Origin of the sequence: Microbacterium sp. A8/3-1, assembly GCF_040267695.1 — a bacterium.
Lineage (GTDB): Bacteria > Actinomycetota > Actinomycetes > Actinomycetales > Microbacteriaceae > Microbacterium > Microbacterium luteolum.
In genome coordinates, this window is the sequence record NZ_CP158357.1 from 1,931,583 (window position 1) to 1,958,240 (window position 26,658).

Annotated in this window: 29 protein-coding genes and 1 pseudogene; 17 read left to right on the forward strand and 13 right to left on the reverse strand. The window is 69.9% G+C overall.

Features of this window, described 5'->3' with window-relative positions:
• Positions 1-68: 68 nt before the first annotated feature.
• Both ABS642_RS09545 and ABS642_RS09550 read left to right on the forward strand, forming a co-directional pair.
• Positions 69-1,313 (forward strand): hypothetical protein, encoded by a 1,245-nt coding sequence (locus ABS642_RS09545; RefSeq protein ID WP_350353133.1) that lies wholly within the window; start codon positions 69-71, stop codon positions 1,311-1,313.
• A 19-nt stretch (positions 1,314-1,332) separates the two neighbouring features.
• Positions 1,333-2,145 (forward strand): alpha/beta hydrolase, encoded by an 813-nt coding sequence (locus tag ABS642_RS09550; protein ID WP_350353134.1) that lies wholly within the window; start codon positions 1,333-1,335, stop codon positions 2,143-2,145.
• Between the two features lie 40 nt (positions 2,146-2,185).
• Here ABS642_RS09550 and erm read toward each other — a convergent pair whose 3' ends face one another.
• From erm to ABS642_RS09565, 3 genes and pseudogenes are all read right to left on the reverse strand, one after another.
• A complete protein-coding gene (gene erm, locus ABS642_RS09555; RefSeq protein ID WP_350353135.1) occupies positions 2,186-2,953 on the reverse strand; it encodes a 23S ribosomal RNA methyltransferase Erm in 768 nt (255 codons plus the stop codon).
• 241 nt (positions 2,954-3,194) lie between these two features.
• Positions 3,195-3,796: pseudogene (locus tag ABS642_RS09560) on the reverse strand (response regulator transcription factor).
• Positions 3,793-4,995 carry a histidine kinase gene (locus ABS642_RS09565; RefSeq protein ID WP_350353136.1) on the reverse strand — a complete coding sequence of 401 codons (1,203 nt, stop codon included), beginning with the start codon at positions 4,993-4,995 and terminating at the stop codon, positions 3,793-3,795. The pseudogene ABS642_RS09560 and the gene ABS642_RS09565 overlap by 4 nt, the downstream one beginning before the upstream one ends.
• 156 nt (positions 4,996-5,151) lie before the next feature.
• Here ABS642_RS09565 and ABS642_RS09570 point away from each other — a divergent pair, with 156 nt between their 5' ends.
• From ABS642_RS09570 to ABS642_RS09595, 6 genes are all read left to right on the forward strand, one after another.
• The gene (locus ABS642_RS09570) at positions 5,152-5,691 is read left to right on the forward strand and encodes a small multidrug efflux protein (protein ID WP_350353137.1); all 540 of its coding nucleotides are present in this window, start codon (positions 5,152-5,154) and stop codon (positions 5,689-5,691) included.
• Positions 5,692-5,988: 297 nt separating this feature from the next.
• Positions 5,989-7,461, forward strand: coding sequence for a sigma-70 family RNA polymerase sigma factor (locus tag ABS642_RS09575; RefSeq protein ID WP_350353138.1), 1,473 nt, complete (start codon positions 5,989-5,991; stop codon positions 7,459-7,461).
• Positions 7,462-7,521: 60 nt separating this feature from the next.
• Positions 7,522-7,857 carry a metalloregulator ArsR/SmtB family transcription factor gene (locus ABS642_RS09580; RefSeq protein ID WP_350353139.1) on the forward strand — a complete coding sequence of 112 codons (336 nt, stop codon included), beginning with the start codon at positions 7,522-7,524 and terminating at the stop codon, positions 7,855-7,857.
• Positions 7,857-8,525, forward strand: a complete 669-nt coding sequence (locus tag ABS642_RS09585) for a cation transporter (RefSeq protein ID WP_282214432.1) — start codon at positions 7,857-7,859, stop codon at positions 8,523-8,525. The genes ABS642_RS09580 and ABS642_RS09585 overlap by 1 nt, the downstream gene beginning before the upstream one ends.
• Positions 8,526-8,541: 16 nt before the next feature.
• Complete coding sequence (locus ABS642_RS09590; RefSeq protein ID WP_350353140.1) at positions 8,542-9,447, forward strand: SDR family NAD(P)-dependent oxidoreductase; 906 nt, start codon at positions 8,542-8,544, stop codon at positions 9,445-9,447.
• A gap of 34 nt (positions 9,448-9,481) precedes the next feature.
• Positions 9,482-10,387 (forward strand): arginase family protein, encoded by a 906-nt coding sequence (locus ABS642_RS09595; RefSeq protein WP_350353141.1) that lies wholly within the window; start codon positions 9,482-9,484, stop codon positions 10,385-10,387.
• A 60-nt stretch (positions 10,388-10,447) separates the two neighbouring features.
• Here ABS642_RS09595 and ABS642_RS09600 read toward each other — a convergent pair whose 3' ends face one another.
• The 5 genes from ABS642_RS09600 to ABS642_RS09620 all read right to left on the reverse strand — a co-directional run bounded on the left by ABS642_RS09600 (position 10,448) and on the right by ABS642_RS09620 (position 16,802).
• Entirely contained in the window at positions 10,448-11,530 is a 1,083-nt protein-coding gene (locus ABS642_RS09600; RefSeq protein WP_350353142.1) for a TerC family protein, read from the reverse strand.
• Between the two features lie 229 nt (positions 11,531-11,759).
• Positions 11,760-13,778, reverse strand: a complete 2,019-nt coding sequence (locus tag ABS642_RS09605) for an alkaline phosphatase family protein (RefSeq protein ID WP_350353143.1) — start codon at positions 13,776-13,778, stop codon at positions 11,760-11,762.
• A gap of 197 nt (positions 13,779-13,975) precedes the next feature.
• Positions 13,976-14,383: an arsenate reductase ArsC gene (locus ABS642_RS09610; RefSeq protein ID WP_350353144.1), complete on the reverse strand. Its 408-nt coding sequence runs from the start codon at positions 14,381-14,383 to the stop codon at positions 13,976-13,978.
• Positions 14,380-15,408 carry a metalloregulator ArsR/SmtB family transcription factor gene (locus tag ABS642_RS09615; RefSeq protein ID WP_282214438.1) on the reverse strand — a complete coding sequence of 343 codons (1,029 nt, stop codon included), beginning with the start codon at positions 15,406-15,408 and terminating at the stop codon, positions 14,380-14,382. The genes ABS642_RS09610 and ABS642_RS09615 overlap by 4 nt, the downstream gene beginning before the upstream one ends.
• Before the next feature lie 86 nt (positions 15,409-15,494).
• Positions 15,495-16,802, reverse strand: a complete 1,308-nt coding sequence (locus ABS642_RS09620) for an NAD(P)-binding domain-containing protein (protein ID WP_350353145.1) — start codon at positions 16,800-16,802, stop codon at positions 15,495-15,497.
• 83 nt (positions 16,803-16,885) lie between these two features.
• On the opposite strand from ABS642_RS09620, the gene ABS642_RS09625 reads away from it, so the two are divergent.
• Positions 16,886-17,227 carry a metalloregulator ArsR/SmtB family transcription factor gene (locus ABS642_RS09625; protein WP_282214440.1) on the forward strand — a complete coding sequence of 114 codons (342 nt, stop codon included), beginning with the start codon at positions 16,886-16,888 and terminating at the stop codon, positions 17,225-17,227.
• On the opposite strand, the gene ABS642_RS09630 is transcribed toward ABS642_RS09625, so the two are convergent.
• Positions 17,186-17,566 (reverse strand): CHY zinc finger protein, encoded by a 381-nt coding sequence (locus tag ABS642_RS09630; RefSeq protein WP_350353146.1) that lies wholly within the window; start codon positions 17,564-17,566, stop codon positions 17,186-17,188. The two genes, ABS642_RS09625 and ABS642_RS09630, sit on opposite strands and share 42 nt — an antisense overlap.
• Positions 17,559-18,332 carry a TetR/AcrR family transcriptional regulator gene (locus ABS642_RS09635; RefSeq protein ID WP_350353147.1) on the reverse strand — a complete coding sequence of 258 codons (774 nt, stop codon included), beginning with the start codon at positions 18,330-18,332 and terminating at the stop codon, positions 17,559-17,561. The genes ABS642_RS09630 and ABS642_RS09635 overlap by 8 nt, the downstream gene beginning before the upstream one ends.
• Positions 18,333-18,405: 73 nt before the next feature.
• Here ABS642_RS09635 and ABS642_RS09640 point away from each other — a divergent pair, with 73 nt between their 5' ends.
• Positions 18,406-18,804, forward strand: a complete 399-nt coding sequence (locus ABS642_RS09640; protein ID WP_350353148.1) for a VOC family protein — start codon at positions 18,406-18,408, stop codon at positions 18,802-18,804.
• A gap of 7 nt (positions 18,805-18,811) precedes the next feature.
• On the opposite strand, the gene ABS642_RS09645 is transcribed toward ABS642_RS09640, so the two are convergent.
• The gene (locus ABS642_RS09645; RefSeq protein ID WP_350353150.1) at positions 18,812-19,654 is read right to left on the reverse strand and encodes a helix-turn-helix transcriptional regulator; all 843 of its coding nucleotides are present in this window, start codon (positions 19,652-19,654) and stop codon (positions 18,812-18,814) included.
• A gap of 125 nt (positions 19,655-19,779) precedes the next feature.
• Between ABS642_RS09645 and ABS642_RS09650 the strand changes: the two genes are divergently transcribed.
• The 4 genes from ABS642_RS09650 (at position 19,780) to ABS642_RS09665 (ending at position 22,938) form a co-directional block, all read left to right on the forward strand.
• Complete coding sequence (locus ABS642_RS09650) at positions 19,780-20,721, forward strand: SDR family oxidoreductase (RefSeq protein ID WP_350353151.1); 942 nt, start codon at positions 19,780-19,782, stop codon at positions 20,719-20,721.
• Between the two features lie 49 nt (positions 20,722-20,770).
• Complete coding sequence (locus ABS642_RS09655; protein WP_282214446.1) at positions 20,771-20,962, forward strand: hypothetical protein; 192 nt, start codon at positions 20,771-20,773, stop codon at positions 20,960-20,962.
• Between the two features lie 24 nt (positions 20,963-20,986).
• Positions 20,987-22,075, forward strand: coding sequence for an acyl-CoA desaturase (locus ABS642_RS09660; protein ID WP_350353152.1), 1,089 nt, complete (start codon positions 20,987-20,989; stop codon positions 22,073-22,075).
• Positions 22,076-22,152: 77 nt separating this feature from the next.
• A complete protein-coding gene (locus ABS642_RS09665) occupies positions 22,153-22,938 on the forward strand; it encodes a DNA/RNA non-specific endonuclease (protein ID WP_350353153.1) in 786 nt (261 codons plus the stop codon).
• A gap of 18 nt (positions 22,939-22,956) precedes the next feature.
• On the opposite strand, the gene ykgO is transcribed toward ABS642_RS09665, so the two are convergent.
• Positions 22,957-23,079: a type B 50S ribosomal protein L36 gene (gene ykgO / locus ABS642_RS09670; protein ID WP_282214449.1), complete on the reverse strand. Its 123-nt coding sequence runs from the start codon at positions 23,077-23,079 to the stop codon at positions 22,957-22,959.
• 81 nt (positions 23,080-23,160) lie between these two features.
• On the opposite strand from ykgO, the gene ABS642_RS09675 reads away from it, so the two are divergent.
• Positions 23,161-24,165 (forward strand): GTP-binding protein, encoded by a 1,005-nt coding sequence (locus ABS642_RS09675; RefSeq protein ID WP_350353154.1) that lies wholly within the window; start codon positions 23,161-23,163, stop codon positions 24,163-24,165.
• A 39-nt stretch (positions 24,166-24,204) separates the two neighbouring features.
• Here ABS642_RS09675 and ABS642_RS09680 read toward each other — a convergent pair whose 3' ends face one another.
• Positions 24,205-25,083, reverse strand: a complete 879-nt coding sequence (locus ABS642_RS09680) for a helix-turn-helix transcriptional regulator (RefSeq protein WP_350353155.1) — start codon at positions 25,081-25,083, stop codon at positions 24,205-24,207.
• 115 nt (positions 25,084-25,198) lie between these two features.
• Between ABS642_RS09680 and ABS642_RS09685 the strand changes: the two genes are divergently transcribed.
• Entirely contained in the window at positions 25,199-26,218 is a 1,020-nt protein-coding gene (locus tag ABS642_RS09685) for a zinc-dependent alcohol dehydrogenase family protein (protein ID WP_282217522.1), read from the forward strand.
• Between the two features lie 12 nt (positions 26,219-26,230).
• Positions 26,231-26,632, forward strand: a complete 402-nt coding sequence (locus tag ABS642_RS09690; RefSeq protein WP_350353156.1) for a cupin domain-containing protein — start codon at positions 26,231-26,233, stop codon at positions 26,630-26,632.
• Positions 26,633-26,658 lie beyond the last annotated feature (26 nt).

The window sequence follows — 26,658 nt, forward strand, 5'->3', positions numbered from 1 at the left end:
CAGGAATGCGTCAATCGGGCGCGAACGGGTGTTGGAGGTGAGAGGCGACCCCGGCGCACCCTGGAGCCATGGACACGCTCCGCTCCCGCCACCGCATCATCACCCTCAGCCACGGGCTGACCGGCCTGATGACCGCCGTGTGGGGTGCCGGGCTCCCCGCGCTCGACGCCCGCCTCGACCTCGGTCCGGCAGCTCTCGGCGTGATGCTGCTCGTCGTGGCGGGGTTCGCTCTGCTGGCGATGCGTGCCGCCGGCCGCTTCTCCGGGACGGACGGACGGATGCTGGCGGCGGCGCTGCCGTGTGCCGGCGCCGCCCTCATGCTGGCGGGCGTCGCCCCGTCTCTTCCCATGCTGCTGTTCGCGGCCGGACTGTTCGGTCTGAGCTGCGGCGCGACGAACATCGCGCTCAGCTCCCAGGCGATGGCGGTGGAGGCGGCGATGGGTCGGCCGGTGATCGCCCGCATGCACGGCTGCTGGACGCTCGGCGCCGCGGGCGGCGGACTGCTGCTCGCCGCCGCTCTGCACGCGGGCCTGGACAGTCGACTCGCGATCTCCGGCGGCGCGGGCCTCCTCGTGGCGGCATCCGCTCTCGTGGGGATGCGGCTGCGCGGGCTGCCGGCGACGGAGGCTCACGAGACCGCGCTCGACCGGCCCGCTGAGGCGGACGCTCGAGACGACGCGCCCGCTCCCCTGCGATCGGGGCACCTCGTCGCCCTGGGCGTGCTCGGGGCGGCGGCTTTCCTGACCGAAGGCGCCGCCACCGACTGGGCGGGTGTGCACGCGACCCGGATCCTCGGAGCGGATCCGGCGACCGGCTCCCTGGTCTACGGCATCTTCTTCGCCGCGATGACCGTGATGCGGTTCGCCGGGGACGCGCTCCGTCGAACGCTCGGACCGCTGCACACCGTCCGCCTCACCAGCTCTCTCGCCGCGATCGGCTACGCGGCCGTGCTGACGTCGGGTCTGCTGCCCGATCGACCGATCGCCGTGCTCATCGCCCTCGTGGGCTGGGCCCTCGCGGGCGCGGGAACCGCTCTGATCTGGCCGATCGTGATCGGCACGCTCGCCGAACGCGGCGAGACCGCTCGGAGACTCTCCGTCGTCACGATGATCAGCTATGGGGGCGGCCTCCTCGGCCCCGCCCTGATCGGCTTCCTCGCCGCCGCGGCGACCCTGCCCCTCGCGTTGCTGCTGCCCGCGGGCCTCGCCGCACTCACCGCGATCGCCGCGCCCGCCGTGATCCGCCGCTGCCGCCGCATCCGCCCGGCGTCGTCCTCTACGACCCTGACCACCGCAGTACCCCAGAAGCAGTGACCGAGAGAAGGAGAATCCCATGAACACCACCTCGACCCTCGACCGCCCCGACGCGCGCCTCCACTACGAGGTGCGCGGGGCAGGTCCGCTCCTCGCACTGATCGGCTCGCCGATGGATGCCGACGCGTTCGCTCCGTTCGCCGACGAGCTGGCGTCCGACCACACCGTGCTCACCGCCGACCCTCGCGGGATCAAGCGCAGCACCGTCGCGGATCCGACACGCGATTCGAGCCCTGCCGTGCGCGCGGCGGATCTCGCCGCCCTGATCGAGCACGTCGATCGCGGACCTGCGACAGTCTTCGGCTCGAGCGGCGGCGCCGTGACCGTCCTCGCGCTCGCGCAGGATCGGCCGGACCTCGTCGACGTCGTGATCGCCCACGAACCCCCGCTGCTGCGTCTGCTCCCCGATCACGTCGAGCAGCTGCAGACCGCGGAGGATCTCATCGCGCTCGCCCTCGGCGGCGACCGCCTCGGCGCGTGGCGGATGTTCTTCGCACAGGCGAACATCGCCATGCCGGAGGAGGTTCTCGTGCAGTGGTTCGGCGGGGATGCCGATCCGCAGAGCCTCGCCGACGAGCAGTTCTGGTTCGCGCGCGAATACCTCGGCAGCGTCGGCTGGCAGCCCGATCTCGACGTGCTGCGGCGCGCAGACGTGCGGTTCGTGCTCGGCATCGGCGAGGAGTCGGTGGGCCAGCTGTGCGAGCGCACGACCACCGCCCTGGGCGTGCAGCTCGACGTCGCGCCGACGAGGTTCCCCGGCGACCACACGGGCTTCGTCGACCACCCGGCCGCGTTCGCCGCTCGACTGCGGGACGTGCTCGCGAACCTGTGAGAAGAGGAGGGGGTGCGCATCGGCGCACCCCCTCCTCCCGTCAGACCGGTCGTCCGACCTGCTGCCACAGGCCGGCCCAGTGCTCCGGTCCGAGGTCGCGCGGGAGTCGCGTGTCCGCGGCACCGGCCGCCGCCAGCGCCTGCCGCGCCCGCGACCTCGCGACCCGGCCCGCGGTGGCCACGACGGCGTCGAGGGTCGCCCCGCGGGCTGTGAACATCGCCCGGACGAACCCCTCATACGCACGGCGCTCGGCGACCGGCACGAGCGGTGAGCCGCGGCGAGTGATCGACAGCAGGCCGCCGTCGACACTGGGCTGCGGCGAGAAGCCCCACGCCGGGACGCGCCCTTCGAGAGCGAACTCGAACCACGGCGCCGACTGCGCGGTCAGCAAGGTGCCGCCGCCGACCCCGGCGCGCTTGCGCGCGACCTCCCACTGGGTCAGCAGGACGGCCTCGCGCCACCGCCCCGTCGACAGCAGCCGCCGCAGGATCGGAGTGGTCAGGTGGAAGGGGATGTTGCCGACCACCACGTCGGCGTCGAACGGATGGCGCGTCGCGTCCGCGTGCTCGACGCGCACGCTCGGCAATCGCCCGCGCAGTCGGCGGACCCGATGCTCATCGATGTCGATCGCCGTGAGCGGTCGTCCCAGTTCGGCCAGCGAGCGGGTGAGTGCGCCGTCGCCGGCGCCGAGTTCGAGGATCGACCCGGACGTTCCCCGGACGATCGTCGTGATGCGTCCGAGGGTGGGGCGATGGGTGAGGAAGTTCTGGCCGAGTTCGTGGCGGCCGCCATGGATCGAGCGAGGCATGAGTGCGCTCCAGAAGAATGATTCGGAGCACCTCGAAGGTGGCAGGACGCAGAGAGTAGCGTCAGTGAGGACTGCCCGTCCCGAGGTGCGATGACATCTCGGTGGACGGCGCGCAGATGCGTGCGAGCGGGCGCGCCGTCAGGCGCGGCGGTCGCGGAACACGAGGGTGCGCCCCATCACGGGCGCGAAGCATATTGTTCCCATGGCCGCCAGCCTAGCGACCCCCAGGACGCGGTTCCACTCAGATCCAGCCGCGTTCCTCGGCGATCAGCACGGCCTGCTGCCGGGTGCCGACGTGCAGCTTCCCGAGGATCACCGAGATGTGGTTGCGGACGGTTCCCGGCGCGAGCGCGAGGGCGCGGGCGATCTGTCCCGTCGTCTCCCCCGCCGCCCGACACGCAGCACGTCCAGCTCGCGGTCGGTCAGCGGCGAGCGCTCGTCGCTGAGCGCATCGGCAGCGATCTCCGGGTCGACGTAGCGGGCCCCCGCGGCGACCCGCCTGATGACGGCGGCGACCTCGTCGGCACCGCGGGACTTCGGCAGGAACCCCGCGACGCCGGATGCCAGCGCGCGACGCAGCACGCCGGGACGCGCGTGACGGGTGACGACGACGCAGCGCGTCGCGATCGCCCGATTCAGACGCTCGGCGACCTGCACGCCGTCGAGCCCCGGCATCTCGAGGTCGAGCAGGCAGACGTCGGGCTGCAGGCGCAGGGCCTCGGTGACCGCCTGCTCCCCGTCCTCGCACTCGGCGACGACCTCGATGTCGTCCTCCAGCCGCAGCAGAGCCGCCAGCGCGGACCGGATCATCCCCTCGTCATCGGCGAGCAGCACGCGGATCATCGGACCTCCTCGGCATTCGACGGCACCGTCACCACGACCACGAATTCCTCCTCGTCCGCATGGACCTCCAGCGTGCCCCGCGCGTCGTCGATCCGGCGTCGCACACCTTCCAGACCGGAGCCGTCGTCACCGACTGCGGCGCCCTGCACCGCGTCGTTGGCGATCTCGTAGCGCCAGGCATCCGCGGTCCGGGTGAGGGCGAGACGGGCACGGCGTCCGCCCCCGTGTCGCAGCACGTTCGTCGTCGTCTCCCGGATCACCGGCCCGAGAGCGGATGCCGGTGCGGCAGCGGCATCCGGATCGATCACGGCCTCGACCTCGAGGCCGGCGGCGCGCAGGAGATCTCGGGCGTTGGCGAGCTCATCGCTCAGCGGGACGGAGCGGAACCGGGTAGCGAGGTCCCTCGTGCCCTGTCGTGCCTCGTCGACGCTGACGCGCGCGGCCCGGAGCTGCTCCATACCGGCATCCGCATCCCGTGGCAGCAGTCGCTCCGCCAGCTCCAGTTGCAGCGCGATGACCTGGAGGTGGTGCCCCTGGAGGTCGTGCACATCGGTCGCCACCCGCAGTCGCTCCTGCGTCGCGGCGAGCCGAGACTCCGATGCACGGGCGCGATCCAACGTCACCATGACATCCCAGAACCACAGCGAGCTGACCGTCATCCCGGGGAGCAGCGCGGCGTAGGCGCCGGGCAACCAGGTGGGGATCCCCATCCCGAGCGCGTCGGTGGCCGAGTCGACGAAGGCGAGCGCCACCAGGAGCAGGGTCGCCGCCACGACCACCCGGAAGCGCACGCCGCGCGGCCAGTTGAGCAGCACCAGCGACTGCGCGAGCGGCATGACCGCGAGCTGCCAGCTGCCGGTGAGCGCTCCCGCCACTCCGCCGAAGACCACGGCGACGACCAGCGGGACGGCCAGCCGACGCCAGGGCACGCCCGGTCCGGCGTCGATGCGGTGCCGGTAGTCGAACAGCAGCAGCAGCGTCGACGCGCACCACAGCAGGCCTCCCACGGCGACGACGAGGACGACCGTGACGCGGAAGTCCATGGCCGCCACGATGCCCACCCAGGCACCGATGAGCATGACCTCGATGAACAGGACCGCGGTCAGCGTGTACCACCAGGTGGCCGTGACACCGCGCGTCAGCGAGACCGCCCCGGGGCTCGATACGGCGGGGGCGAGGGGCTCGATGCGGCTGCTCACGCTCTCACGATACGGGCGTGACAGTTGTCACGGATACGACGTGCGATACACCCGAGAAGCGGTGACGGCCGGGCACTGTCGTGCGGAGCCCGCGAGCGGTGGACTGGATCCATCGTGACGGAGACGCCGTCCGCACAGACCACGGGAGCACACCCCATGAACCTCATCGAGATCTTCCAGAACTGGGTCGCCCAGGTCCCCGACCTCCTGCAGCCGCTCATCGTCGCCCTCGCCGGCGCGATCCCCTTCATCGAGGGCGAGGGGGCTGCGAGCATCGGGATCATCGGCGGCATCCACCCGGTGATCGCCGCCATCGCGGCCATCGTCGGGAACTTCCTGTGCGTCGCCGTGCTCGTGCTGCTGAGCTCGGGCGCCCGCACCGCCATCGTGAACCGCTCTCGCGTGGGCGAGCCCGTCCTCGCCGGAGCAGGGTCGGCGGCAGTCGAGCCCGAGGCGCCGCACGCCGATCGCAAGGCCGCACGCCGGGAGAAGTTCCAGCGCGCGTTCGAGCGCTACGGCGTGCCGGGAGTCAGCCTCCTCGGCCCGCTGCTGCTTCCGACGCACTTCACCGCCACGATGCTCGCCGCCGCCGGCGTCGGCAAGGCGCGTGTGCTGTTCTGGCAAGCGCTCGCGATCATCGGCTGGACCACCGTGGTCGCCGTGATCGTCGGCGGCGCGGTGTACGCCATCCGCTGACGCGGACAGAGCAGCCGATCGATTCGGCGGACTCGCGTCATGATCCGTCCGCCGCGGGGTCTTGCCTATGACGGAGGTCCGAGCCTTTGGGGATATCGGCTCGCTCCGTCATCGGCCGCCCACCCCTCACATCGAGCGGCCAGAGGGTGGGATCCCTTTCCCCGGGATCCCACCCTCTTTCCCTGGTTCCGGGGCCCGATGGTCGCCGTAACCCTGACCGGGCGGCCGCCTGGTCTGGGGTAATCTCTGAATCCCCTTCGCGACACCTGGACGTCGTGCGACGGAACATGAGGTCCCATGGAAAGCTCTGGCGCAGACACCGCCCACGAGACCGACGCCGACCTCCTGCGACGCAGTCGCGACGGCGATCGTCGTGCGTTCTCCGAGCTCTGGCGCCGACACGCTCCGACCGCCGTGGCCTACGCCCGCAGCCTGGGAACCGCGCCGCCCGATCCTGAGGACGTCGTCTCAGATGCGTTCCTGAGCATCCTGCAGCTGGTGCGCGCCGGCCGGGGACCGGAGGAGAGGTTCCGCCCCTATCTGCTCACCACCGTGCGCAACACCTGGCTGACAGCCGCTCGGCGCGCGCCGTCGACGGTCCCGCTCGACGAGGTCGAGGAGCCGCCGTCGGGCATCGGCACGATCGACGTCGAGGCGATGATGAACTCCGCAGCCCTCGTCGAGGCGTTCGGCGCGCTTCCGGAGCGCTGGCAGCATGCGCTCTGGCTCAGCGAGGTCGAGCATCTCCCCCCTCGCGAGATCGCCGACGTGCTCGGCATGCGGGCGAACGCCGTCGCCGCTCTGACGTACCGCGCCAGGGACGGACTCCGGAAGGCGTGGATCGGCGCGCACCTTCGCCGTGCAGCCGCCGGTTCCGACCACCGGCGCGTGATCGAGCTCCTCGGCGCCTATGTGCAGGGCGATCTGGGCCCGCGCCCGCAGAAGTTCGTCGCGGCGCACCTCGAATCGTGCGCCGACTGCCGCGCGGCCGCCGGCGAGGCCAGACATCTGGCCCGTGCCATCACGCTCGGCCCGCTCCTCGTCGGAGGTGCCGGTCTCGTCATCGCTCCGGCCTTCTTCCCCACCGCGCAGGCGGCGGCCGCGGTCGGATATGCGGCTCCGGTGCTGTGGCCCGTCGCGGCCGCCGTGGCCGTGGCGCTCTCGGTCGGGGGCAGTCTCCTCGTGCGAACCCCGACCGAACCGGATGCCACGGCCGTCGTCGCACCGGCGGTCGCGCTGCCGCCGCCCGCGGCATCCGCGCCGGAGCCCGCCGCCTCGCTCCCCGCGCCGACGACTCCGACGGTCGCCACCGTCCCCGCCACCGATCCGGATCGGCCGGTCACCGGTGATGACGCGGGCCGAGTTCCGCACACCACCCCTCCGGCAACGTCGCCGCCGACCGCCGACGGGCACGCCGGTGCAGCCGCGGCCGCACCGACCGACGATGACGAGGCGGTGGCACCGAACAACTTCATGACGAAGACCGCTTCTGCGAGGTGGTACGTCGAGGTTTCCATCGAGCTCGACCCGGCCGACCCCGACTGCATTCCGATCGCCCACCTGTCGGTCAGCGGAACCGCCGGCGCCGTCGTGGCGATCGTCGTCGACGGCCGAGTCGCGGGGAAGGCGGGTGAGCTCGACGGATACGGCATCTGGTCAGGTGATCTCGTCCTGCCCTCCACCGGCGGACAGCACACGGTCTCGCTCCACCTCATCGACGAAGACGGCTCGGTCGGCGAGGTGGCCGTGCAGACCGTGATCGTGTACTGACCTCGGCGGGTATCTGAGTACAGGTTCGCTTGAATTCAGGATCTGCTGTACTCTGGCCCGGTGATCTCGGCAACGGCATCCCTCACCCACACGGCGGCACTCGCTCGCCTCGGGCACGCACTCTCCGACCCGACTCGTGCCGGCATCCTGCTCGCGCTGCGGGACTCCGCCCGCTACCCGGCCGAGCTCGCCGAGACCATGGGTGTCTCCCGCCAGGTGATGTCGAACCACCTGGCCTGCCTCCGCGGGTGCGGACTCGTCGAGAGCGTCCCCGACGGGCGCCGCAGCAGCTACCGCCTCGCCGACGAGCACCTCTCCCCCGCCCTCGACGAGTTCCTGCGCGTGACGCTGATCGTCGAACCGGACTGCTGCGACGGCGAAGGCTGCACCTGCTGATGACGACGCTCGCACCCGCGCGGCGGGAGACCCTGCACCGCCGCATCCGCCTCATCGTCGCGATCACCATCGGGTACAACCTGGTCGAGGCGGGCGTAGCCATCGCGGCCGGCTCACTCGCCTCCTCGGCCGCCCTGATCGGGTTCGGCCTCGACTCCGCGATCGAGGTGCTGTCGGCCGCCGCCGTCGCCTGGCAGTTCACCCGACGCGATCCCGAGCGCTGGGAGAAGCCCACGCTGCGCGTGATCTCGGTCGCCTTCTTCGCGCTCGCGGTCTATGTGACCGCGACGTCCGTCCTCGCGCTGATCACGGGAGAACGCCCCGAGCACAGCACGATCGGAATCGTCCTGACCGCCGTCAGCGTGATCGTCATGCCGTTCCTGTCCCTCGCGGAACGCCGAGCCGGCCGCGAGGCGGGATCGGCCACCGCCGTCGCCGATTCGAAGCAGACGCTCATCTGCACGTATCTGTCAGGCGCCGTGCTGATCGGTCTGGTCGCGAACTCGCTGTTCGGCTGGTGGTGGGCGGATGCCGTGGCGGGGCTGGTCATCGCGGCATTCGCGGTGCGCGAGGGCATCGAGGCGTGGAAGGGCGACGCCTGCGCGACCTCGATCGGGATGATCCTCGAGGACGAGCACCACGACGAACACGAGGGCCCGCACGCCTGAGCCCTAGGTTGGGGTGATGGATGCTCCTTCGCTGCAGCCGCACGACCTCGACGGCCGTACGATCCTCGTCACCGGGGCGAACGCGGGGATCGGCTACTGGTGCGCCGAGCGCCTCGCCGTCCGCGGCGCACGCGTGCTCCTGGGATGCCGCTCGACCGATCGCGCCCGGACCGCCGTCGGCGCGATCGTGGCCCGCGCGCCGGACGCCGACCTCCGCATCCTCCCCGTCGATCTCGGTTCGCTCGCCAGCATCGCGCGAGCCTCCGCCGATATCGGAGAGCGTATCGATGCCGTCATCTGCAACGCCGGAGTGAAGACGGCCCGACGCGAGGCGCGGACCAACGACGGTCTCGACCTGATGGTCGGAACGAACTTCCTCGGGCACTTCGCACTTCTGGCCCAGATCATGCCGCACCTCGCCGACGACGCCAGAGTCGTGGCCGTCGGATCTCTGGCTCATCGATTCGCGCGAATCGAGCCCGCGCGGCTCGCGGCTCCCTGGCGCGGCGCTTCCCTCCGACAGTACGGCCGGTCCAAGGCCGCGTTGATGTCCTTCGCGTTCGAGCTCGACCGGCGGTGGGCCGATTCGGCGCGATCCGCGATGTGCGCGCATCCGGGGTACGCCGTCGATCCGCTCACCGAGCCCCGTCCGGGTCTCGCAGAGGTGCCCGCTCCGCTCCGCGCTCTCGCCGTCCTCAGCCGGCCGTTCGTGCAGGGCAAGGACGCCGGCGCCGCTCCCCTGATCCACGCGGCCACCGCCGCCGAGGCGATGGGCGGCGACTACTGGGGGCCGGGCGGGATGCTCGAGTTCCGGGGTGCGCCCGCCCGCGTGACCGCCTCGGACGAGGTGCGCGCACCGACGGTCGGCGCGGAGCTCTGGGCCGCGGCGGAAAGCGCGACCGGCATCCGCTTCTCCGCCTGAGGCGATGTCCGACCCCGGAGCCAGACTGGGGACCATGCTCACGCTGCTCTCCGCCCCCAGCAATCTCGGTCTCCGTCCGCCGCTCCCCGGAAGCGTCCCCGGCACGGCGAAGGCGCCCGAGGCGCTCCGCGAAGCAGGGCTCAACGCTCGTCTCGTCGCGAAGGGCGCGATCGACGGGGGTGTCATCCTCCCCGCGCGCTACGTGGACGACGACGACACCCGAGCTCCCGGTCGCGTGCGCAACGAGACGGCCGTGATCGAGCACTCCCGCCGACTGGCCGCCCGCATCGCCGACGCGCTCGCCGCCGGTCGCGCGCCGCTGGTGATCGGCGGCGACTGCTCCCTGCTCATCGGCGCGGGCATCGCCTCTGCGAGACGCGGAGACACCGGACTCGTGCACATCGACGGTCACACCGATTTCCGCCATCCGGGCAACAGCGACGAGAGCGCGAGCGTCGCCGGCGAGGCGCTCGCCGCGGCGATCGGACGCCACTGGCCGGCGATCGCCGACATCGACGGTCTCTCGCCCTACTTCCCTGCTGCGCGCACGGCGCATATCGGTCATCGTCCCGACGACGAGGATCAGCAGGAGGTCCGCGGACTCCTCGGACTCGTGACGCCCGCCGCAGATGTCATCGCGCGGGGAGCATCCGACATCGCCGCCGCGTCTGCCGAGGTGGCGGGGCCTGGCGGCTACTGGCTCCAGCTCGACGTCGACGTCCTCGACCCGACCGTCATGCCCGCCGTCGACAGCCCCGACCCCGGCGGACTGGACAAGGCGCAGCTCACCGAGCTCCTGCGAGCGCTCGCACCGCAGGCGATCGGTGCGAGCATCACCGTGTTCGATCCCGACCTCGACCCCGACGGGCGCTTCGCGCGACTGCTGGTCGATGTCCTCGACGACGGACTGAGCGAGCTGGGGACGGGTCTCGCCGGCTGACGGCGAGCACCCTGCTCGGGCAGGCTCAGGCCGCCTGAGTCTCGGGGCGGGCCCGCGCGCTCACGAGGTCTTCCCATCGGAGGTGCGGGTGGCGGCGGTGACCGCCTCGATCGTCTCCGGGCTCTCGAGAGAACTGCTCGCCGCGGGCTCCACAGCGGGCGTCGACGGCGCCGCGGCATCCGTCGATCGCCGGGTCTTGAGGAGGCTGGCGACTGTCGCGACGGTGATCGTCGCGGCGATGAACAGCAGCGAGAACCAGATCGGGATCTCCGGCGCCCAGAGCATCGGCTCACCGCCGTTGATGAACGGCAGCTCGTTGACGTGGAGGGCGTGCAGCACGAGCTTCACCCCGATGAACGCGAGGATGACCGCGAGCCCTTGGGCCAGGTAGACCAGGCGCTCGAGCAGCCCGCCGATGAGGAAGTACAGCTGACGCAGACCCATCAGGGCGAACGCGTTGGCCGTGAAGACGATGTACGCCTCGTCGGTGAGCCCGTAGATCGCCGGGATCGAGTCGACGGCGAACACGAGGTCGATGAACCCGATCGCGATGATCGTGAGGAGCATCGGCGTGACGAAGCGCGTTCCGTTCCTGCGCACGGTGAGGCGGTCCTCGTGATACTCGTTCGTGACGGGGAGGTGTCGCCGGACGAAGGTCATGAAGCGCCCGTTCGCCGGGTCGCTCTCATGGCTGCTGAACGCCTGCCGGTAGGCGAGGACCAGCAGCAGGGCGCCGAACAGGTAGAAGATCCAGGAGAAGTTCTCGATGAGCGTGGCGCCGACGGCGATGAAGATGCCGCGGAGGATCAGCGCGATGACGATGCCGATCATCAGCACCTTCTGCTGATAGATCTTCGGCACGGCGAAGCCGGTCATCACGATGAGGAAGACGAAGAGGTTGTCGATCGACAGCGCCTTCTCGGTGAGGTACCCGGCGAAGTACTCGCCGCCGAACGTCCAGCCGGAGAAGACGCCGAGGCCGACGCCGAACAGCAGCGCGAGGCTGATGTAGAAGATCGACCAGCGCGCGGACTCCGCGATCGAGGGCTCGTGGGGCTTGCGCACGTGGGCGAAGAACTCGTACACGAAGAAGGCGATCGTGACCGCGATCGTGATGATCCAGATCAGGGGGGTGATTTCCAATGGGGACTCCAGACTCGGCGTGACTGAGCAGCGCCAAAGTCTTCTCCATTCCTGAGATCAGGAACCGGTGGCCCGGGATGCGACGTGCACCCGTAATGACGACCCGACCGTATCGGAGTACTCCCCTTGGGATCTCCAGAATACAAGGAGCCTCCGGTGCTCCCTGTGGATCAGCCGACAACCACGGGTGCGCCGCGCCCAGGTCGCGACGCACCCATGGAGGAGGCGATCAGTTCAGCGTGAACGTCACCGTCGCGCTGTTGCCCGCGACATCCTGGACGATCAGGGTGTTCTCGCCCTGGACCGCGCCGAAGACGCCGGGCTTCACGTAGTTGATGTCGGACCACGTGTTGTCGGAGAGGTCTTTGACGACCCCGTTGAGGGAGACCTGCGAGACCTTGCCCGCATCGAAGAGCTTGAAGCTCACGAGGTCGTAGACCCCCGCGGAACCCGCCGTGAACGACGCCCCCTCCTTGACCGTCGCGGTCGGAGCGGTGGCGTCGATCGTCACCGCGAAGACCCCGGTCTGCGCGATGTTGCCGGCGAGGTCCTCGGCGTTGTACTTCACCGTGTACGCACCGTCGGGCAGCGTCTGGGTCGTCTCGTGTACACCGCTCGTCGCACCGTCGATCGCGGACTGCGTGCTCTTCACGAGCGTGCCGTCCTTGTAGATGTTCGCGACGATGCGCTTCAGACCGATGTCGTCGGTCGCGTCGACGCGCAACGTCAGCGCGGGCATCGGACCGGCAGCGGTCGGCGCGACGAGGGTCGCCACCGGCTTCGTGGTGTCGACCGGAGCAGCGTCCTGGCCGAGGGCCACGCGATCGACCGCCCAGAACGCGCTGTTGGTCCCGGTGTAGTGGAACCGGAACTGCGCGGTCTGCGCGCCGGCGGGCACGTCGAAGACCAGACGCTCCTCGGCATTCGTGTTCGCCGTGTACGCCTTGAGCGACTGCGCCTCGCCGCCGTCGAAGCTGACGAGGACCTCGGCCGACTGCGGCCCGTCGATGAAGTAGTTGGTCGCATACGCCAGAGTCGCCGTGGAAGCACCGGTCAGCGGGTATGCGGGGCTGACCAGCGTCGAGTCGAAGGCGCCCGCCGCATGCGACTTGTCGTCCCACTCATCCGAGTCGGCCACGGCGAAGACGTCGCGGACGCGCACCGACGTCTCCCGACGCTGCCCCAGCTCGACGTTGGTCCAGAAGTCGTCGGTGGCGAAGGACCAGCCGGCCCATTCCCTCACGCCGCCGGAGGGCATGAGGGAGTTGTCGATGCTCCACCCCTCCGGTGCCGCGTGCGTCCAGCCGAGGACATCCGCTCCGGGGCGGGTCTCGTCCGCGCGGGTCTGCAGCTCGGGGCGGAGCGCGTCGAAGGCATCGGGCGCGAGGTCCGATACGGCCGTGCCGTCGAGCGCCCAGGCCGGGTCCGCGGCGATGCCGACGGCGGAGAGGACGGTGGGGGCGACGTCGGTGATCTTGACGTCGTGGCGCACACCGGGCTCGATGCCGGGCCCCGCCGCGATCACGAACACCTTGCGCTCGGCCGGGCTGCTTCCGCCGTGACCACCGGTCGGAGTGTGGCCGTGGTCCGCCGTGACGACGATGGTCCACTCCTCATCCGCAGGGCGGGCATCGACCGCGGCGAGGATCTCGCCGATCTCGCCGTCCGCCTTCGCGAGTGCCTGTGCGTAGGCGGCACCGTTCGTGCCCGTGCTGTGCCCTGCGCCGTCGACCTCGTCGAGGTGCACGAACACGTCGTCGGCGCCGCCCGCGATCGCCTCGACCGCCTTGGCCGTCGTGCCGACATCGTTGCCGCCCTGGATCCGCGAGTCCACGGCAGACCCGAAGACCGTGGTCGCGATCGGGGACCACGTCGCCACGACCGCCGTGGAGCGCTCCGGCTGCGCCGCCTCGATGCGCGTGAGGTAGTCGGGGTAGAGGTCGTACCGAGGTGCCGTGAAGTTGTTGTCGACGACATTGTGCTTGTCGGGCCAGACGCCCGTGGCGATGGTCGACCACCCCGGACCGGAGATGGTGCCGGCCAGCGGCGTGCCGTACAGGTTGCTGGACGAGACCATGCCGCGCTCCCTGAGTGCGTCGAGGTTCGGCATGTCCGCGTCATCGAGGAAGTCGAACGATGCGCCGTCGATGCCGACCACGAGGGTCTTGACGGTGGTCGCGTCGGCGGCAGCCACGGCGGGCGCGGCCGCCAGCGGGGACAGGAGGCATGCGGCCGCAGTTGTCAGCACAACTGCACGCTTGCGATACGAGGGCATTTGATCTCCGAGACGTTGGTTTCGCGGGCATGGTGTCGTCCATGCCCGGAGCCAGTCTCGAACCCGGCGCCGCTGCCGCCAATGGATCTCGCGAAGAAGTCAATACAAGTTGGCGCTCCGTTTACTCATGGCCGCCAATGTAGGTACCCATCTTCGTGAACGACAGCCGGTCAGATCAGCTCGCTCACCAGCTGCTCGATGCGGCTGCGGATGTCGTCGCGGATCGGCCGCACCGCGTCGATCCCCTGGCCGGCCGGATCGTCGAGCTTCCAGTCCTCGTAGCGCTTACCCGGGAAGAACGGGCACGCGTCGCCGCACCCCATCGTGATCACGACATCGGATGCCTGGACGGCCTCGGTCGTGAGCACCTTCGGCGCTTCCGCCGTGATGTCGATGCCGAGCTCCGCCATCGCCTCGACCGCGATCGGGTTGATGGCGTCAGCGGGCATGGATCCGGCCGAGCGGACCTCGATGCGGTCGCCGGCGATGTCACGCAGGAACCCCGCGGCCATCTGCGAGCGTCCGGCGTTGTGCACGCAGACGAAGAGGACGGAGGGGGTGGTGTTCGTTTCGGTCATGGCTGCTCCTGGTGCGAGGGGGTCAGGGAAAGAAGGTCATCGACGAGGGTGCGGACCCGCGCGGCGATGTCGTCGCGGATGGCTTCCACACCGTCACGCGAAGCCAGGGCGGGGTCGCCCACAGCCCAGTCGTCGTAGCGGACGCCGGGGATGATCGGGCAGACGTCGCCGCAGCCCATGGTCACGACGACGTCGGCCGCGCGGACCGCGTCATCGGTGAGCGGTTTCGGGAAGCGCTGACCTGCCGCATCGCCCTCGATCTCGGCGAGAAGCGAGCGCACATGCGGGTGGATGACATCGGCCGGGCTCGATCCCGCCGAGCGCGCCACGACCTTGCCGCCGGCGAGCTTGTTGACCAGCGCGGCGGCGAGCTGCGAGCGTCCGGCGTTGGCGACGCAGACGAACAGGACCTGGGGGACGGATGCATCGCGATCGCGGGTGAGATCGCTCAGACGCTGCCGGGCGAATCGCTCGGTGAGAGGCACCAGCGCCGAGGTGACTCGCGCGGAGCGAGCGAGGGACGTGTACGACTCGCGCACGATCGAGAGCACGACGTCCGAGTCGAGTGCGGGGACCTCCGCCGCAAGCTCCTCGGCGAGGCGGGTCACCCGCGCATCGAAGTCCGGTCGAAGTCCGTCGTCGACGGCCGCGTCCTCCCCCGGCACGGAGACCGTGGCCGGAGCGAAGGAGTCGAGCAGCGCGGTCACCGCGCCGCGTCGGTTCGGATTGATCCGGTACCAGACCCAGGTGCCACGACGCTCCGAGGTCAGCACGTCGACGTCCTTCAGGACCTTGAGGTGATGCGAGACTGTCGGCTGGGAGACGTCGGCGAGCTCCGCGAGATCGCAGACGCACGACTCACCGCGGGGGTCGGAGGCGATCGCGGAGAGCATCCGCAGACGCAGCGGATCGGAGAGCGCCTTCAACGTCGCGGCCACCGACGAAGCCGCTTCCAGGCCGATCGCGTGGGTGGCGACAGGACTGCACGCCTCGGTTGTGGTCTGCTCAGCCTCTTGAATCGACATGTGTCTATATTGACACTCATCGATATTAGGGGCAAGCCGTCGCGCGAGAGTTCACCTACCGGACATCTGCCCGGCGATCGGCGTCCTCAGCCGACGGCGACAGGGCGCGCGCCGATCTGCAGCACGGATGGCGCAGGGGCGGCGCAGCATCCGCTCGCTCCCTCGTCGAACCCGCCCGCACCTCCGCAGACACCGGTGTCCGGCAGCACCAGCTCATTGCGGGCCGCGGACTCGTGATCTCCGGCGAGGTGCGCGACCACGCTCCGCACCTGCTCGAAACCCGTCAGCGCGAGGAAGGTCGGCGCGCGCCCGTAGGACTTCGCTCCGACGACGAACAGACCCTGCTCCGGCTGCGCGAGCTGACGCGCTCCCGTCGCCGACACCGAACCGCAGGAGTGGATGTTCGGATCGATCTCGGCGGCGATCCCGGCCACGGCCTCGAGCGCCGGGTCGAGATCGATGCGCAGCTCCCGAAGCAGCTCGGCGTCAGGACGGAAGCCGGTGAGCGCGAACACGTGAGCGACATCCGTCACCTCGCGCCCGCCCTCGGAGCGGATGGCGAGCGCACCGCCCTGATCCCGGAACTCCGCGACACGGAATCCCGTGACGACATCGACCACGCCGGATTCGATCACCCTGCGAGCACGTACGCCGAGAGCCGCCCGCTCGGGGAGCTCGTCTCCTGCGCCGCCGCCGAAGACGTTGGTCGCGCTCCCCCGCCGCAGCAGCCAGGTCACGCGCGTGCCGGGTGCACGACGGGCGAGTTCGCTCAGCCGCAGAACGGCGTGGGTCGCGGAATGCCCGGCCCCGATCACGACCACATGCGCACCGGCGAACGCGGAGACGTCGTCGGGGATCCGATAGGAGATGAGATCAGCCGATGCGTTCTCGCCCAGCGCGGGATAGCCGTCCGCACCGGCCGGATTCGGCTGCCCCCACGTGCCGCTGGCGTCGATCACCGATCGGGCGAGGATGCGTGCCTCGACGCCGTCGACGTTGCGGGTGTGCACCACGAACGGCTGACTGCGGCGTCCGCCGTCAACGACCTTGTCGCGCCCCTGGCGCGCGACACCGGTGACGGTGACGCCGTAGCGCACACGCTCTCCCAGGGCGCCGGCCAGCGGCGCGAGGTATCCGTCGACCCACTCCGCGCCGGTCGGGAACCCGGCGGTCGGAGCGGACCACCCCGACGGCTCGAGAAGGCGGCGAGCGGCCGCATCGGTGAGTTCGGGCCAGGAGGAGAAGAGACGCACATGCCCCCACTCCGAAACGGCGGCCGCTGCCGCGTCTCCACGCTCGAGCACGACGGCGTCCAGCCCTCGTTCCGTCGCATGCGCCGCTGCGGCGAGTCCCTGCGGCCCCGCTCCGATGATCACGACGGGCAGTTCATCCATGACATCTCCTCAGATCGAAAAACTTCAATACGAAGACCATCCCCCACCTATCGAAGAATGTCAATACGTGGCAGACTAGCGGAGTGAGCCTGCCCCTGACCATCGAATCGAACTCGTGCTGCGTCCCCCGTGTCACCTCGACCGCCTCCGTCGAAGACGCGGAACGAGCAGCGCGCGTCTTCAAGGCGCTCGGCGACCCGACGCGCGTTCGACTGCTGTCGCTCATCGCCGCAGGCGAGGGCGGGGAAGCGTGCATCTGCGACCTCACCGAGCCGGTCGGACTCTCTCAGGGCACGGTCTCGCACCACATGAAGCTGCTCGCGGAAGCAGGTCTCGTCACGCGCGAGCAGCGCGGCAAATGGGCGTACTTCGCCCTCAACGGCTCAGTGCTCGACGCCGCGGCCGACGCGCTGCGCACGACCTGACGCGGGCTGCCCCGCCTCGACCTCGAAGTAGAGATGGGCGTGCAGTGCGCACCTCTCGTTGAACGCCGCGCCGCACTCCGGACACGACGACGACGCCAGGTAGTCGGCGATCGTCAGCTCCTCGCCGCACGCTCCGCACAGCACCGCCTTGGTATCGCGCTCCTCGACGCCCCACTGCCGCGCGGGATGCCCGGCGGCCTCCTCATGGCAGAGGTGGCACGGGTAATACTCCCCGCAGCAGGCGAAGCGGATGGCGACGATGTCGACAGCGGTCCGATAGTGCACACATCGCGTCATGTCGTCGACGACGGCTCCCCGCACCGGCGGACGGTCACGCATGTCGCCCCGCTCCCTCGATCAGCGTGGCAAGAGCGTCGAGCGTGCGCGCGAGCCCGAACGCCCAGGCCTGGCTCGCACCCCACGCGCCACCCTGCGCCTCCCCGGCGGCTGCACCGATGCGCACCGCCCGAGGATACGCGTCGGGGTCGAGAGCGCGGGCGAGGATCGGCTGGTTCGCGGCCCACCACTGCTCGTCGCTCATCGCCGTGTCGGTGACCGCCCGCGCAGCATCGTGCGCCGAGCGGCAGTGGGACTGCACGAAGCCGAGAAGATAGGAGAGCGACGCGTCGACGTCGATGTCCGAGAGTCCGGTGCCGTCGAAAGCGGCGAGCTCGTGCTCGTACTTCGCCATCACGCCGGGCCCGAGCGGCGGCCTGCTGAGCGCGGCGACCTCGGTGAGCCACGGATGCCGGGTCAGCAGCTCGCGGTTCGCCTGCGCGATCTCGGTCACCCGTTCGCGCCACGGTCGGTCACCCGTGTCGGGCCTCGCCATGCCGGCGTAGAGCGCGTCGACCATGAGGTCGAGGAGCTCCGGCTTGCCGGGCACGTACGTGTACACCGACATCGGCGAGATGCCGACGCGCTCGGCGACCGCACGCACCGTGACTCCGGCGAGTCCCTGCTCGTCGGCGATGCTGAGCGCCGCGTCGACGAGGCGCCCCACGGCGACGGAGCGTGCCGGCCCTCTCCGCGGCGCCGAGGGCTCACCCCAGAGCAGCGCGAGGGTCCGGCTCGGCTCTCCTGCACCCGTGCGATCGGCATCCATGGGAATGATCTTGCCATATTTGCGTTATACGTCGTACATTGTACGTCGTACAGTGTTATTGATAGGAGCAGCCATGCAGTTCACCTCGACAGCCATCTCGCTGAATGTGCCCGACGTCGACGCCTCGGCCGAATGGGTGCAGAAGCACCTCGGCTTCTCGGTCGCGATGGCAGCCGACGGATTCTCGTCCTTGCAGCATCCGGATGCCGGGATCAACCTGATCTACCTGCGCACGGGCCTGTCGACCTTCAAGCCGGCCTCGGCCGCCGTGAACGCCGCCGGACTGCTCATCGTCTTCACGGTCGACGCCATCGACGACGATTACGCCCGCCTGCAGCAGGAGGGTGTCACCATCGTCACACCGATCGAGACCGAGCCCTGGGGCGAGCGCTACTTCCAGATGACCGACCCGAACGGCATCGTCTACCAGCTCGTCCAGTGGGTCGAGCCGACCGAGGAGTACACCAGCTGACCCTCGGTCACGGCGCGTACTGCGGCCCCAGGACGGAGAGCAGCTTCAGCTTCTCGTGGTTCTCCGATCCCGGGACCGCGGTGTAGACCAGCAGCGCCTGCGAGGACCCCGGATCGATCAGGCTCTGACAGGACAGATCGAGGGCGCCGAGCTCGGGGTGGATGAACCGCTTGGTGTCCTGCGGGCGCAGCCCGATCTCCTGCCGATCCCAGAGCACCCGGAACTCCTCGCTCTCGTCGCGAAGTATCCGGCAGAGCTCGGCGGCACGCGATTCCGGGCCGTTGCGCGCCATCACCTCGCGCAGCCCCGAGACCCAGAGCCGAGCGAGGAAAGGGTGGTCGCGCGGGTCGTAGAGATCGCGGGACCGCGGATCCGTGAACCACCGGAACCCGATGCTGCGCTGCGGACCGGTCAGCCGTGCCGTGTCGCCGGTGAGCGCGACGCCGAGCGCGGTCTGACGCAGCGTCTCCCCCAGCTCCGTGACCACCTCGGCCGGCGTGTCCTCCAGCCGGTCCAGGATGCGCAGCATCCCCGGCGAGACGTGGTCGCTCTCCACACCGCGAGTGGGAGGCCGATGGCCGGCCAGCCGGAACAGGTGGTCGCGTTCATCGACCGAGAGATGGAGCCCCTGGGCGATCGACGCGATCATCTGCTCCGACGGCAGCGAGCCGCTGCCGCGCTCGAGGCGCGCGTAGTAGTCGGCGGACATGTGGCTGAGCGCCGCCACCTCCTCGCGCCGGAGCCCCTCGGTGCGCCGGCGCTGCCCGCGAGGCAGACCCACGTCCTCCGGCTGGAGGACGTCGCGCCGCATCCGGAGGAACTCCGCCAGCCCCACCCTGTCGATCCCCATGCGCACGGCATCCTCTCGTCGCTGATGATCCTGACATGCCTGTGCTCCGGCATCCACTGATCGACGAGTCCTGGATAGCCCGCCGCACACCGATCAGGGTGGAGGAGAACTGAAGGAGCACACTCATGCCACGCAAGATCGACATCACCGTCCCGTCGCTGACCGGGCGCCGCGCCGTCGTCACCGGAGGGAGCGACGGCATCGGCCTGCGGATCGCCACCCGCCTCGCTCGGGCCGGCGCCGACGTCGTGCTGCCGGTCCGCAACCTCGGCAAGGGCGAGGCGGCGGCCGCCGGCATCCGCGACCAGGTTCCCGGCGCCGAGATCACGCTGCTGCCCATGGATCTGTCGTCGCTCGCGTCGATCGCCGCGTTCGGTGACAGCATGCGCGAGGACGGCCGCCCCATCCATCTGCTGATCAACAACGCCGGCGTCATGACCCCACCCGACCGGCAGCTCACGGCCGACGGCTTCGAGCTCCAGTTCGGAACGAACCATCTCGGCCACTTCGCCCTCGTCGGGCAGCTGCTGCCCCTCCTGCGTGCAGGCAGGGCCCGCATCACGTCGCAGGTGAGCATCGCCGCGAACTCGGGCTCCATCCACTGGGACGACCTGAACTGGGAGCAGTCCTACAGCGGCGCCCGCGCGTACAGCCAGTCCAAGATCGCCTTCGGGCAGTTCGCACTAGAGCTCGACCGGCGCAGCGAGGCACAGGGCTGGGGCATCACGAGCAACCTCGCCCACCCCGGGATCGCACCCACCAGCCTGCTCGCCGCGAGGCCCGAATTGGAGCGCGGGCAGGACACGGTCAGCGTGCGCATGATCCGGTGGGCATCCGCACGCGGCATCCTGGTCGGCACACCGGAATCGGCCGCTCTCCCGGCCCTCTGCGCCGCGACCTCTCCCGACGCGCGCCGCCGCGCGCTCTACGGCCCGCGCGGGATCGGCCACCTCGGAGGCGCTCCCGCCGAGCAGCGGCTGTACTCGCGCCTCCGCAGCGAGGAGGAAGCGCAGCGCGTGTGGCAGGTCTCCGAGGAACTCACCGGGGCGCGGATCACCGGCGCCTGAGCCGATCGAGACTGTGAACCCGTACAGCTAGGGGGCGTAACGTCCGATCATGAACGCACAAGTGAAGATCGCGGGGCACAGCCCCGAACCGCTGGGTCACGGATCCGCTCCCGTCGACGCGCCTTCTGGGTCGCCGACGATCGTGCAGACGCCCGACCCCCACGCCGCCCTCACAGCGATCGACGACGACGAGGCACGCATCTCGGACTGGGCGGAAGAAGGCGGGCCCGCCCGCGACTAGGGCGACACCCGCGAAGAGGTCATCATGGACGACATCCGTCCGACCGTCCGCACCCGTCCGCGCGACAGCGCGACCCGCACGCCGAGCACCTTCACGGAGCTGGCGCAGGCCGTGCGCGAGCGCGGACTGCTGCGCCGCCGCTACGGCTACTACTGGTCGAAGCTCGTGGGCGCGCCGCTGGTGCTCATCGCCTGCATCTTCGTGTTCGTCTGGATCGGCGACACCTGGTGGCAGCTGTTCACCGCGGCCGTGCTCGCGATCGTGTTCACCCAGATCGCGTTCCTCGGCCACGACGCCGCCCACCGCCAGATCTTCGTCTCCGGACGCTGGAACGACTGGGTCAGCCTGATCCTGGGCGACTTGCTCGTCGGCATGAGCTACGGCTGGTGGCAGCACAAGCACACGCGACATCACGCGAATCCCAACAAGCTCGGCGCCGACCCCGACATCGAGCTGCCCGTCATCGCGGTCACGGCCGAAAGCGCGGCACGGCATCACAGCCCGCTGGTGTCATGGCTGCGCGCGCATCAGGGCCTGATGTTCTTCCCGATCCTCCTCTTCGAGGGTCTGTCGCTTCATGCCTCGAGCGTTCGACGCGTGTTCACGCGCGGCCGCCTCGAACGGCGATGGGTGGAGATCGTCTTCCTGGCCGTGCGGATGATCGGCTACCTGGTGCTGGTGTTCCTCGTGCTCTCCCCGGGTATCGCCTTCGTGTTCCTCGCCGTGCAGCTCGGACTCTTCGGCTTCTACATGGGCATCGCGTTCGCGCCGAACCACAAGGGGATGCCGGTGGTCCCGCGGGACATGACGCTGGACTTCCTGCGGCGCCAGGTGTTGATGAGCCGCAACGTGAGCGGCAGCCGGTTCGTCGATGTCCTTCTCGGCGGGCTGAACTACCAGGTCGAGCATCATCTCTTCCCCTCGATGCCCCGCCCGCACCTGCGTCGCGCGGCTCCCGTGGTCGAGGCGTACTGCCGCGAGCTCGGGGTGCCGTACACGCGCATCGGCCTGTTCGCCTCCTACGCGATCGTCGTCCGCTACATCAACCGCGTCGGACTCGGCGAGCGCGATGTCTTCAGCTGTCCCCTGATCGAGCAGCGCAGTCACGTGTAGCCGCTCCCGTGGCCGGTGTGGCGGGTGTTTCGCTCTTGAACCCGCCCCAACGGCCACGGGAGCACCAAGATGGACGTATGACAGACGGGTACGAGGCGGAGTTTCTGGGAGCTGCGGTTGCCTTGCCGGAGCCGGCGCGGGAGTTTCGCGCGCTGGAGTACCCGCGGTTCACCGTGCTGCTCGACCCTGCGCGACGGCTGGCGAGCGTCACCGCAGTGAACATCGACGGGGCGCAGCTCCGCGACCTCGCCAGGGAGGGCGAGTGGCGGCTCGACCCACGGATCGATGCCGACGAGCAGACCGGCCCTGAGGTCTATGCGCGCAACGACCTCGACCGCGGGCACCTGGTGCGTCGGCGAGACCCCGGGTGGGGAGACGCGGGCGAAGCGCGGGAGGCCATGGAGGCGACCTTCTTCTATCCGAATGCCGCGCCGCAGGCCGCGGGCTTCAACCAGTCGAAGGAGCTGTGGCTGGGCCTCGAAGACCACGTGCTCGCCTATGCCGAGACGACAGATCAGCGGCTCAGTGTCTTCACGGCGCCGGTCCTCGCCGACGACGATCCGCCGTACCGCGGCATCCGGATCCCGCTGCGGTTCTGGAAGATCGCCGCCTGGCAGGATGCCACGGGTCTCCGCGCAGCGGGATTCGTCCTCGATCAGACCGAGCTCGTCGACACCAGCGAAGGGCTGCTGGCAGCCCCTCCGCTCGGGGCCTTCCGCACCTTCCAGGCGCCGATCGCCGACATCGCGGGCATCGCCGGTATCGAGGTCGGACCGCTCGTCGACGCCGACGTGCTCGATCGAGCCGACGTGCGGGCGAGTGAGTGGCGCGCGCTGCACTCGGCGCGCGACATGATCCTCTGACAGGCAGCCGAACAGACGTCAGCCCTGGCGACCCTTGAACCGGGGGTTGACCTTGTTGATGACGAAGACGCGTCCCCGACGGCGCACGACCTGGGCGCCGGGCTGGTTCTTCAAGGACTTGAGTGACGCACGAACCTTCATGACGATCTCCTTATTGATAATGTTTCTCAATAACAAGGTAGGGTGGCGAGGAGCGCCCGTCAAGAAGAGAGCAGATCGTTCATGGAACACCCCCTCATCGTCGCCGGCATCTGCGTGCCGGAGCGACGACGGTACGCGGCCGCCCTCGCTGAGATGACGGCCAGACGCCTGGTGCGGATCTCGGAGCGTCCTCGCGTGCGTCGGGAGGACCACGATCCGATCCCGTCCGAGCGGTCGCTCGGGAGCGGTGAGCTCTGGCGGTTCGTGGCGGACATCGGGACGGAGATCGACCTCCCGCACCTCGATCTCGCGACGGACCCGCGGATTCCGGTCGTGTGCGTCGTGGACGCCCTGCACCTGTTGGAGGACCTCGCCGACCGGCATCCGCTCATCGAGGCTGCTCGCCCTGGCGACGACCGAGGCGACGTGGGCGCTCGCGCACGTCGCGCGGTGTCCTTCGTCGAAGGTGCGACGTTGATCTCCTTCGTCAACTGGGAGACGGTCGACACCGCCCGCCTGGCCCTCGTGATGACGATCGCCTCCCACCTCAATCCCGCCGCCCGTGTCCGCCTTTCGCGCGGACCGGCGGACGACATCCGCGCTCTGACGTCGGGGCCGCAGGTGTCGCCGCCGCTGCTGGAGAGAGCGGGCTGGGTGCACATGCTCAACGACGAGCACGATCCGCACATGACCGACGCACGAGTGACGACGCTCCGCTACGAGCAGCCGCGCCCGTTCCACCCCGCGAGGCTCGCCGCCGCGCTGGACGACATCGAGTCCGGGCGCCACGGTCACATCCTTCGATCGGCAGGGTTCTGCCGTCTCGCGACGCGGGCGAGCGTGCTCGCACGCTGGGATCACGTCGGCTCCGCGATCTGGCTGGATCCGCTGTCGTCGGACCTCGATGCGGCGCCGACCGTGCAGGACATCGCCTTCACCGGTCTCGGCATCGATGCGCACGCGCTCCGCGCCGCCCTCGACGATGCCGCCGTCACCGATGACGAGCTCATGGCCGGCCCGACCGCGTGGCTCGACTTCGAGGACCCGCTTCCGACGTGGCCGTCGATCGTCGAGGAGAGGCCCTGAACAGTCGAGTGTCGGTCGACGTCTCAGATCTCGGCCGCCTCAGGCTTCGGCCGATGCCGCCTGGTCGGCGCTCGCCGACTCCGTCGCGACCCAGCTGGCGAGCATCTTGAGCTTCTCCTCGGATGCCGTGCCGGGCTCGGCCGTGTACGTCGACATGCGCAGCCCCGGGTCGGACGGCAGCTCGAACGCCTCATAGACGAGCTCGATCTCTCCCACGACCGGATGCCGCAGCCGCTTGACCCCGCTGCGGTGATAGCGCACATCGTGCGCGGCCCACAGTGTGCGGAACCGATCGCTGCGCGTCGAGAGCTCGCCCACCAGATCGGTGAAGCGACGGTCGAAAGGGTTGCGACCGGCCTCACCGCGCATCGCCGCGACGAGCTCACGGCTGACACGGTCCCAGTCGGGGTAGAACTCGTGCGCCGCCGGATTCAGGAAGGCGAAGCGCACGCTGTTCGGCGCGGGATCGGTGAAGTGCGGCGAATACAGCGCCCTGCCGAGCGCGTTCGCGCCGAGGTAATCGAACGAGCTGTTGCGCACCAGCGCCGGCGCCTCGGTCATCGCATCGAGCAGGCGCTGGATGCTGGGGCGGATCGCCTCGGCCTTCTTGCGCGGCTTCCTGACCACGGGTGACGCGTTCGCAGTACGGGCGAGGTCGAAGAGGTGCGCGGTCTCCGCGTCGTCGAGCTGCAGCGCCCGGGCGAGAGAATCCAGCACGCTGTCGGACGCCCCGGAGAGGTCACCGCGCTCGAGGCGCGTGTAATAGTCGACGCTCACCCCGGCGAGGAGAGAGACCTCCTCGCGCCGGAGTCCCGGAACACGGCGGTTGCCGCCGAACACGGGGAGCCCTGCCTTGTCGGGGGTGAGTCGTGCGCGCCTCGTGGAGAGGAACTCGCGCACCTCGCTGCGGGTGTCCATACTCCGACGGTACGCCCCCGTAGCGCGGGAAGGGAGGTACCACCAGGCCCTCCCACTCCGCCGCATCCGTCCGCACACTGGATGTATGACCGTGAATCCCAGCAAGGAGCACCACATGCGTGGAGTCATCATGCACGGACCCGGCGACGTCCGGGTCGAAGACCGCGAGAAGCCGACCATCACCCGCCCGACGGATGCCGTCATCAAGCTCGCCGCGACCTGCATCTGCGGCTCGGACCTCTGGCCGTATCGCGGCGTCGACGGCGTCGATGCCGCGCCCATGGGACACGAGTACGTCGGCGTCGTCGAGGAGATCGGCGCAGACGTGAAGAACGTGAAGGTCGGCGACTTCGTCGTCGGATCGTTCATGGCATCCGACAACACCTGCGAGATCTGCCAGGCCGGATACCAGTCGCGCTGCGTGCACGTCGTCCCGATGGGCGGCATCGGCACCCAGTCCGAGTACGCGCTCATCCCCCACGCCGACGGCACCCTCGTCGCCACCCCCGGCCAGCCCGACCCCGACCTCATCCCGTCGCTGCTCGCCGCGTCCGATGTGCTGGGCACGGGCTGGTTCGCGGCCGTCGCGGCCGAGGTCGGTCCCGGCAAGACCGTGGCCGTGGTCGGTGACGGGGCCGTCGGGCTCCTCGGCATCCTCGCCGCCGCGCAGTTGGGCGCTGACCGCATCATCGCGATGAGCCGTCACGCCGACCGCCAGGAGCTCGCACGGAGGTTCGGCGCCACCGACATCGTGGAGGAGCGCGGCGACGCCGGTGTGGCGAAGATCAAGGAGCTGACGAACGGGCTCGGCGCGCACTCGGTGATCGAGGCCGTCGGCACGCAGGAGTCCATGATGCAGGCGATCCGCTCGACACGTGCCGGCGGGCACGTCGGATACGTCGGCGTCTCGCACGACGTCGCCCTGCCCGGAGAAGAACTGTTCTTCTCGGGCGTGCACCTGCACGGGGGGCCGGCTCCCGTGCGGCGCTTCCTGCCCGAGCTCATCCAGCTGATCTGGGATCGGAAGATCGATCCTGGCGTTGTCTTCGACCTCACGCTCCCTCTCGAAGAGGCGGCCGAGGGCTACAAGGCCATGGACGAGCGCCGCGCCACCAAGGTGCTCCTCACCGTCTGAACAGGAGGAACCGTGAACATCGAACCCCGCATCCCGACCGTGAAGAACCCGCCGGAGCAGTTCACCGGCGACGTCTGGCTCGACCCGATCATCGTGCCGCACGATGCCGACCAGCGGATGTCCGGCGGGCTCGTGCGCTTCGCCCCCGGTGCCCGCACGGCCTGGCACTCGCACGCGCGCGGCCAGTACCTGCGCGTGACCGAGGGCACGGCGCTCGTCGGCACCCGCGACGGGCGGGTCATCGAAGCCGAGCCGGGTCAGACCGTGTACACGCCGCCCGGGGAGGAGCACTGGCACGGCGCGACGGCGGACTGCTTCATGCAGCATCTCGCGCTGCTGGAGGGCGCCGACGACCCCGCCGACACCACGACGTGGCTGGAGCACGTGTCGGACGAGGAGTACGAGCGCCGTTGAGGGGCGCGGCCGTCTTAGGCTGTCGG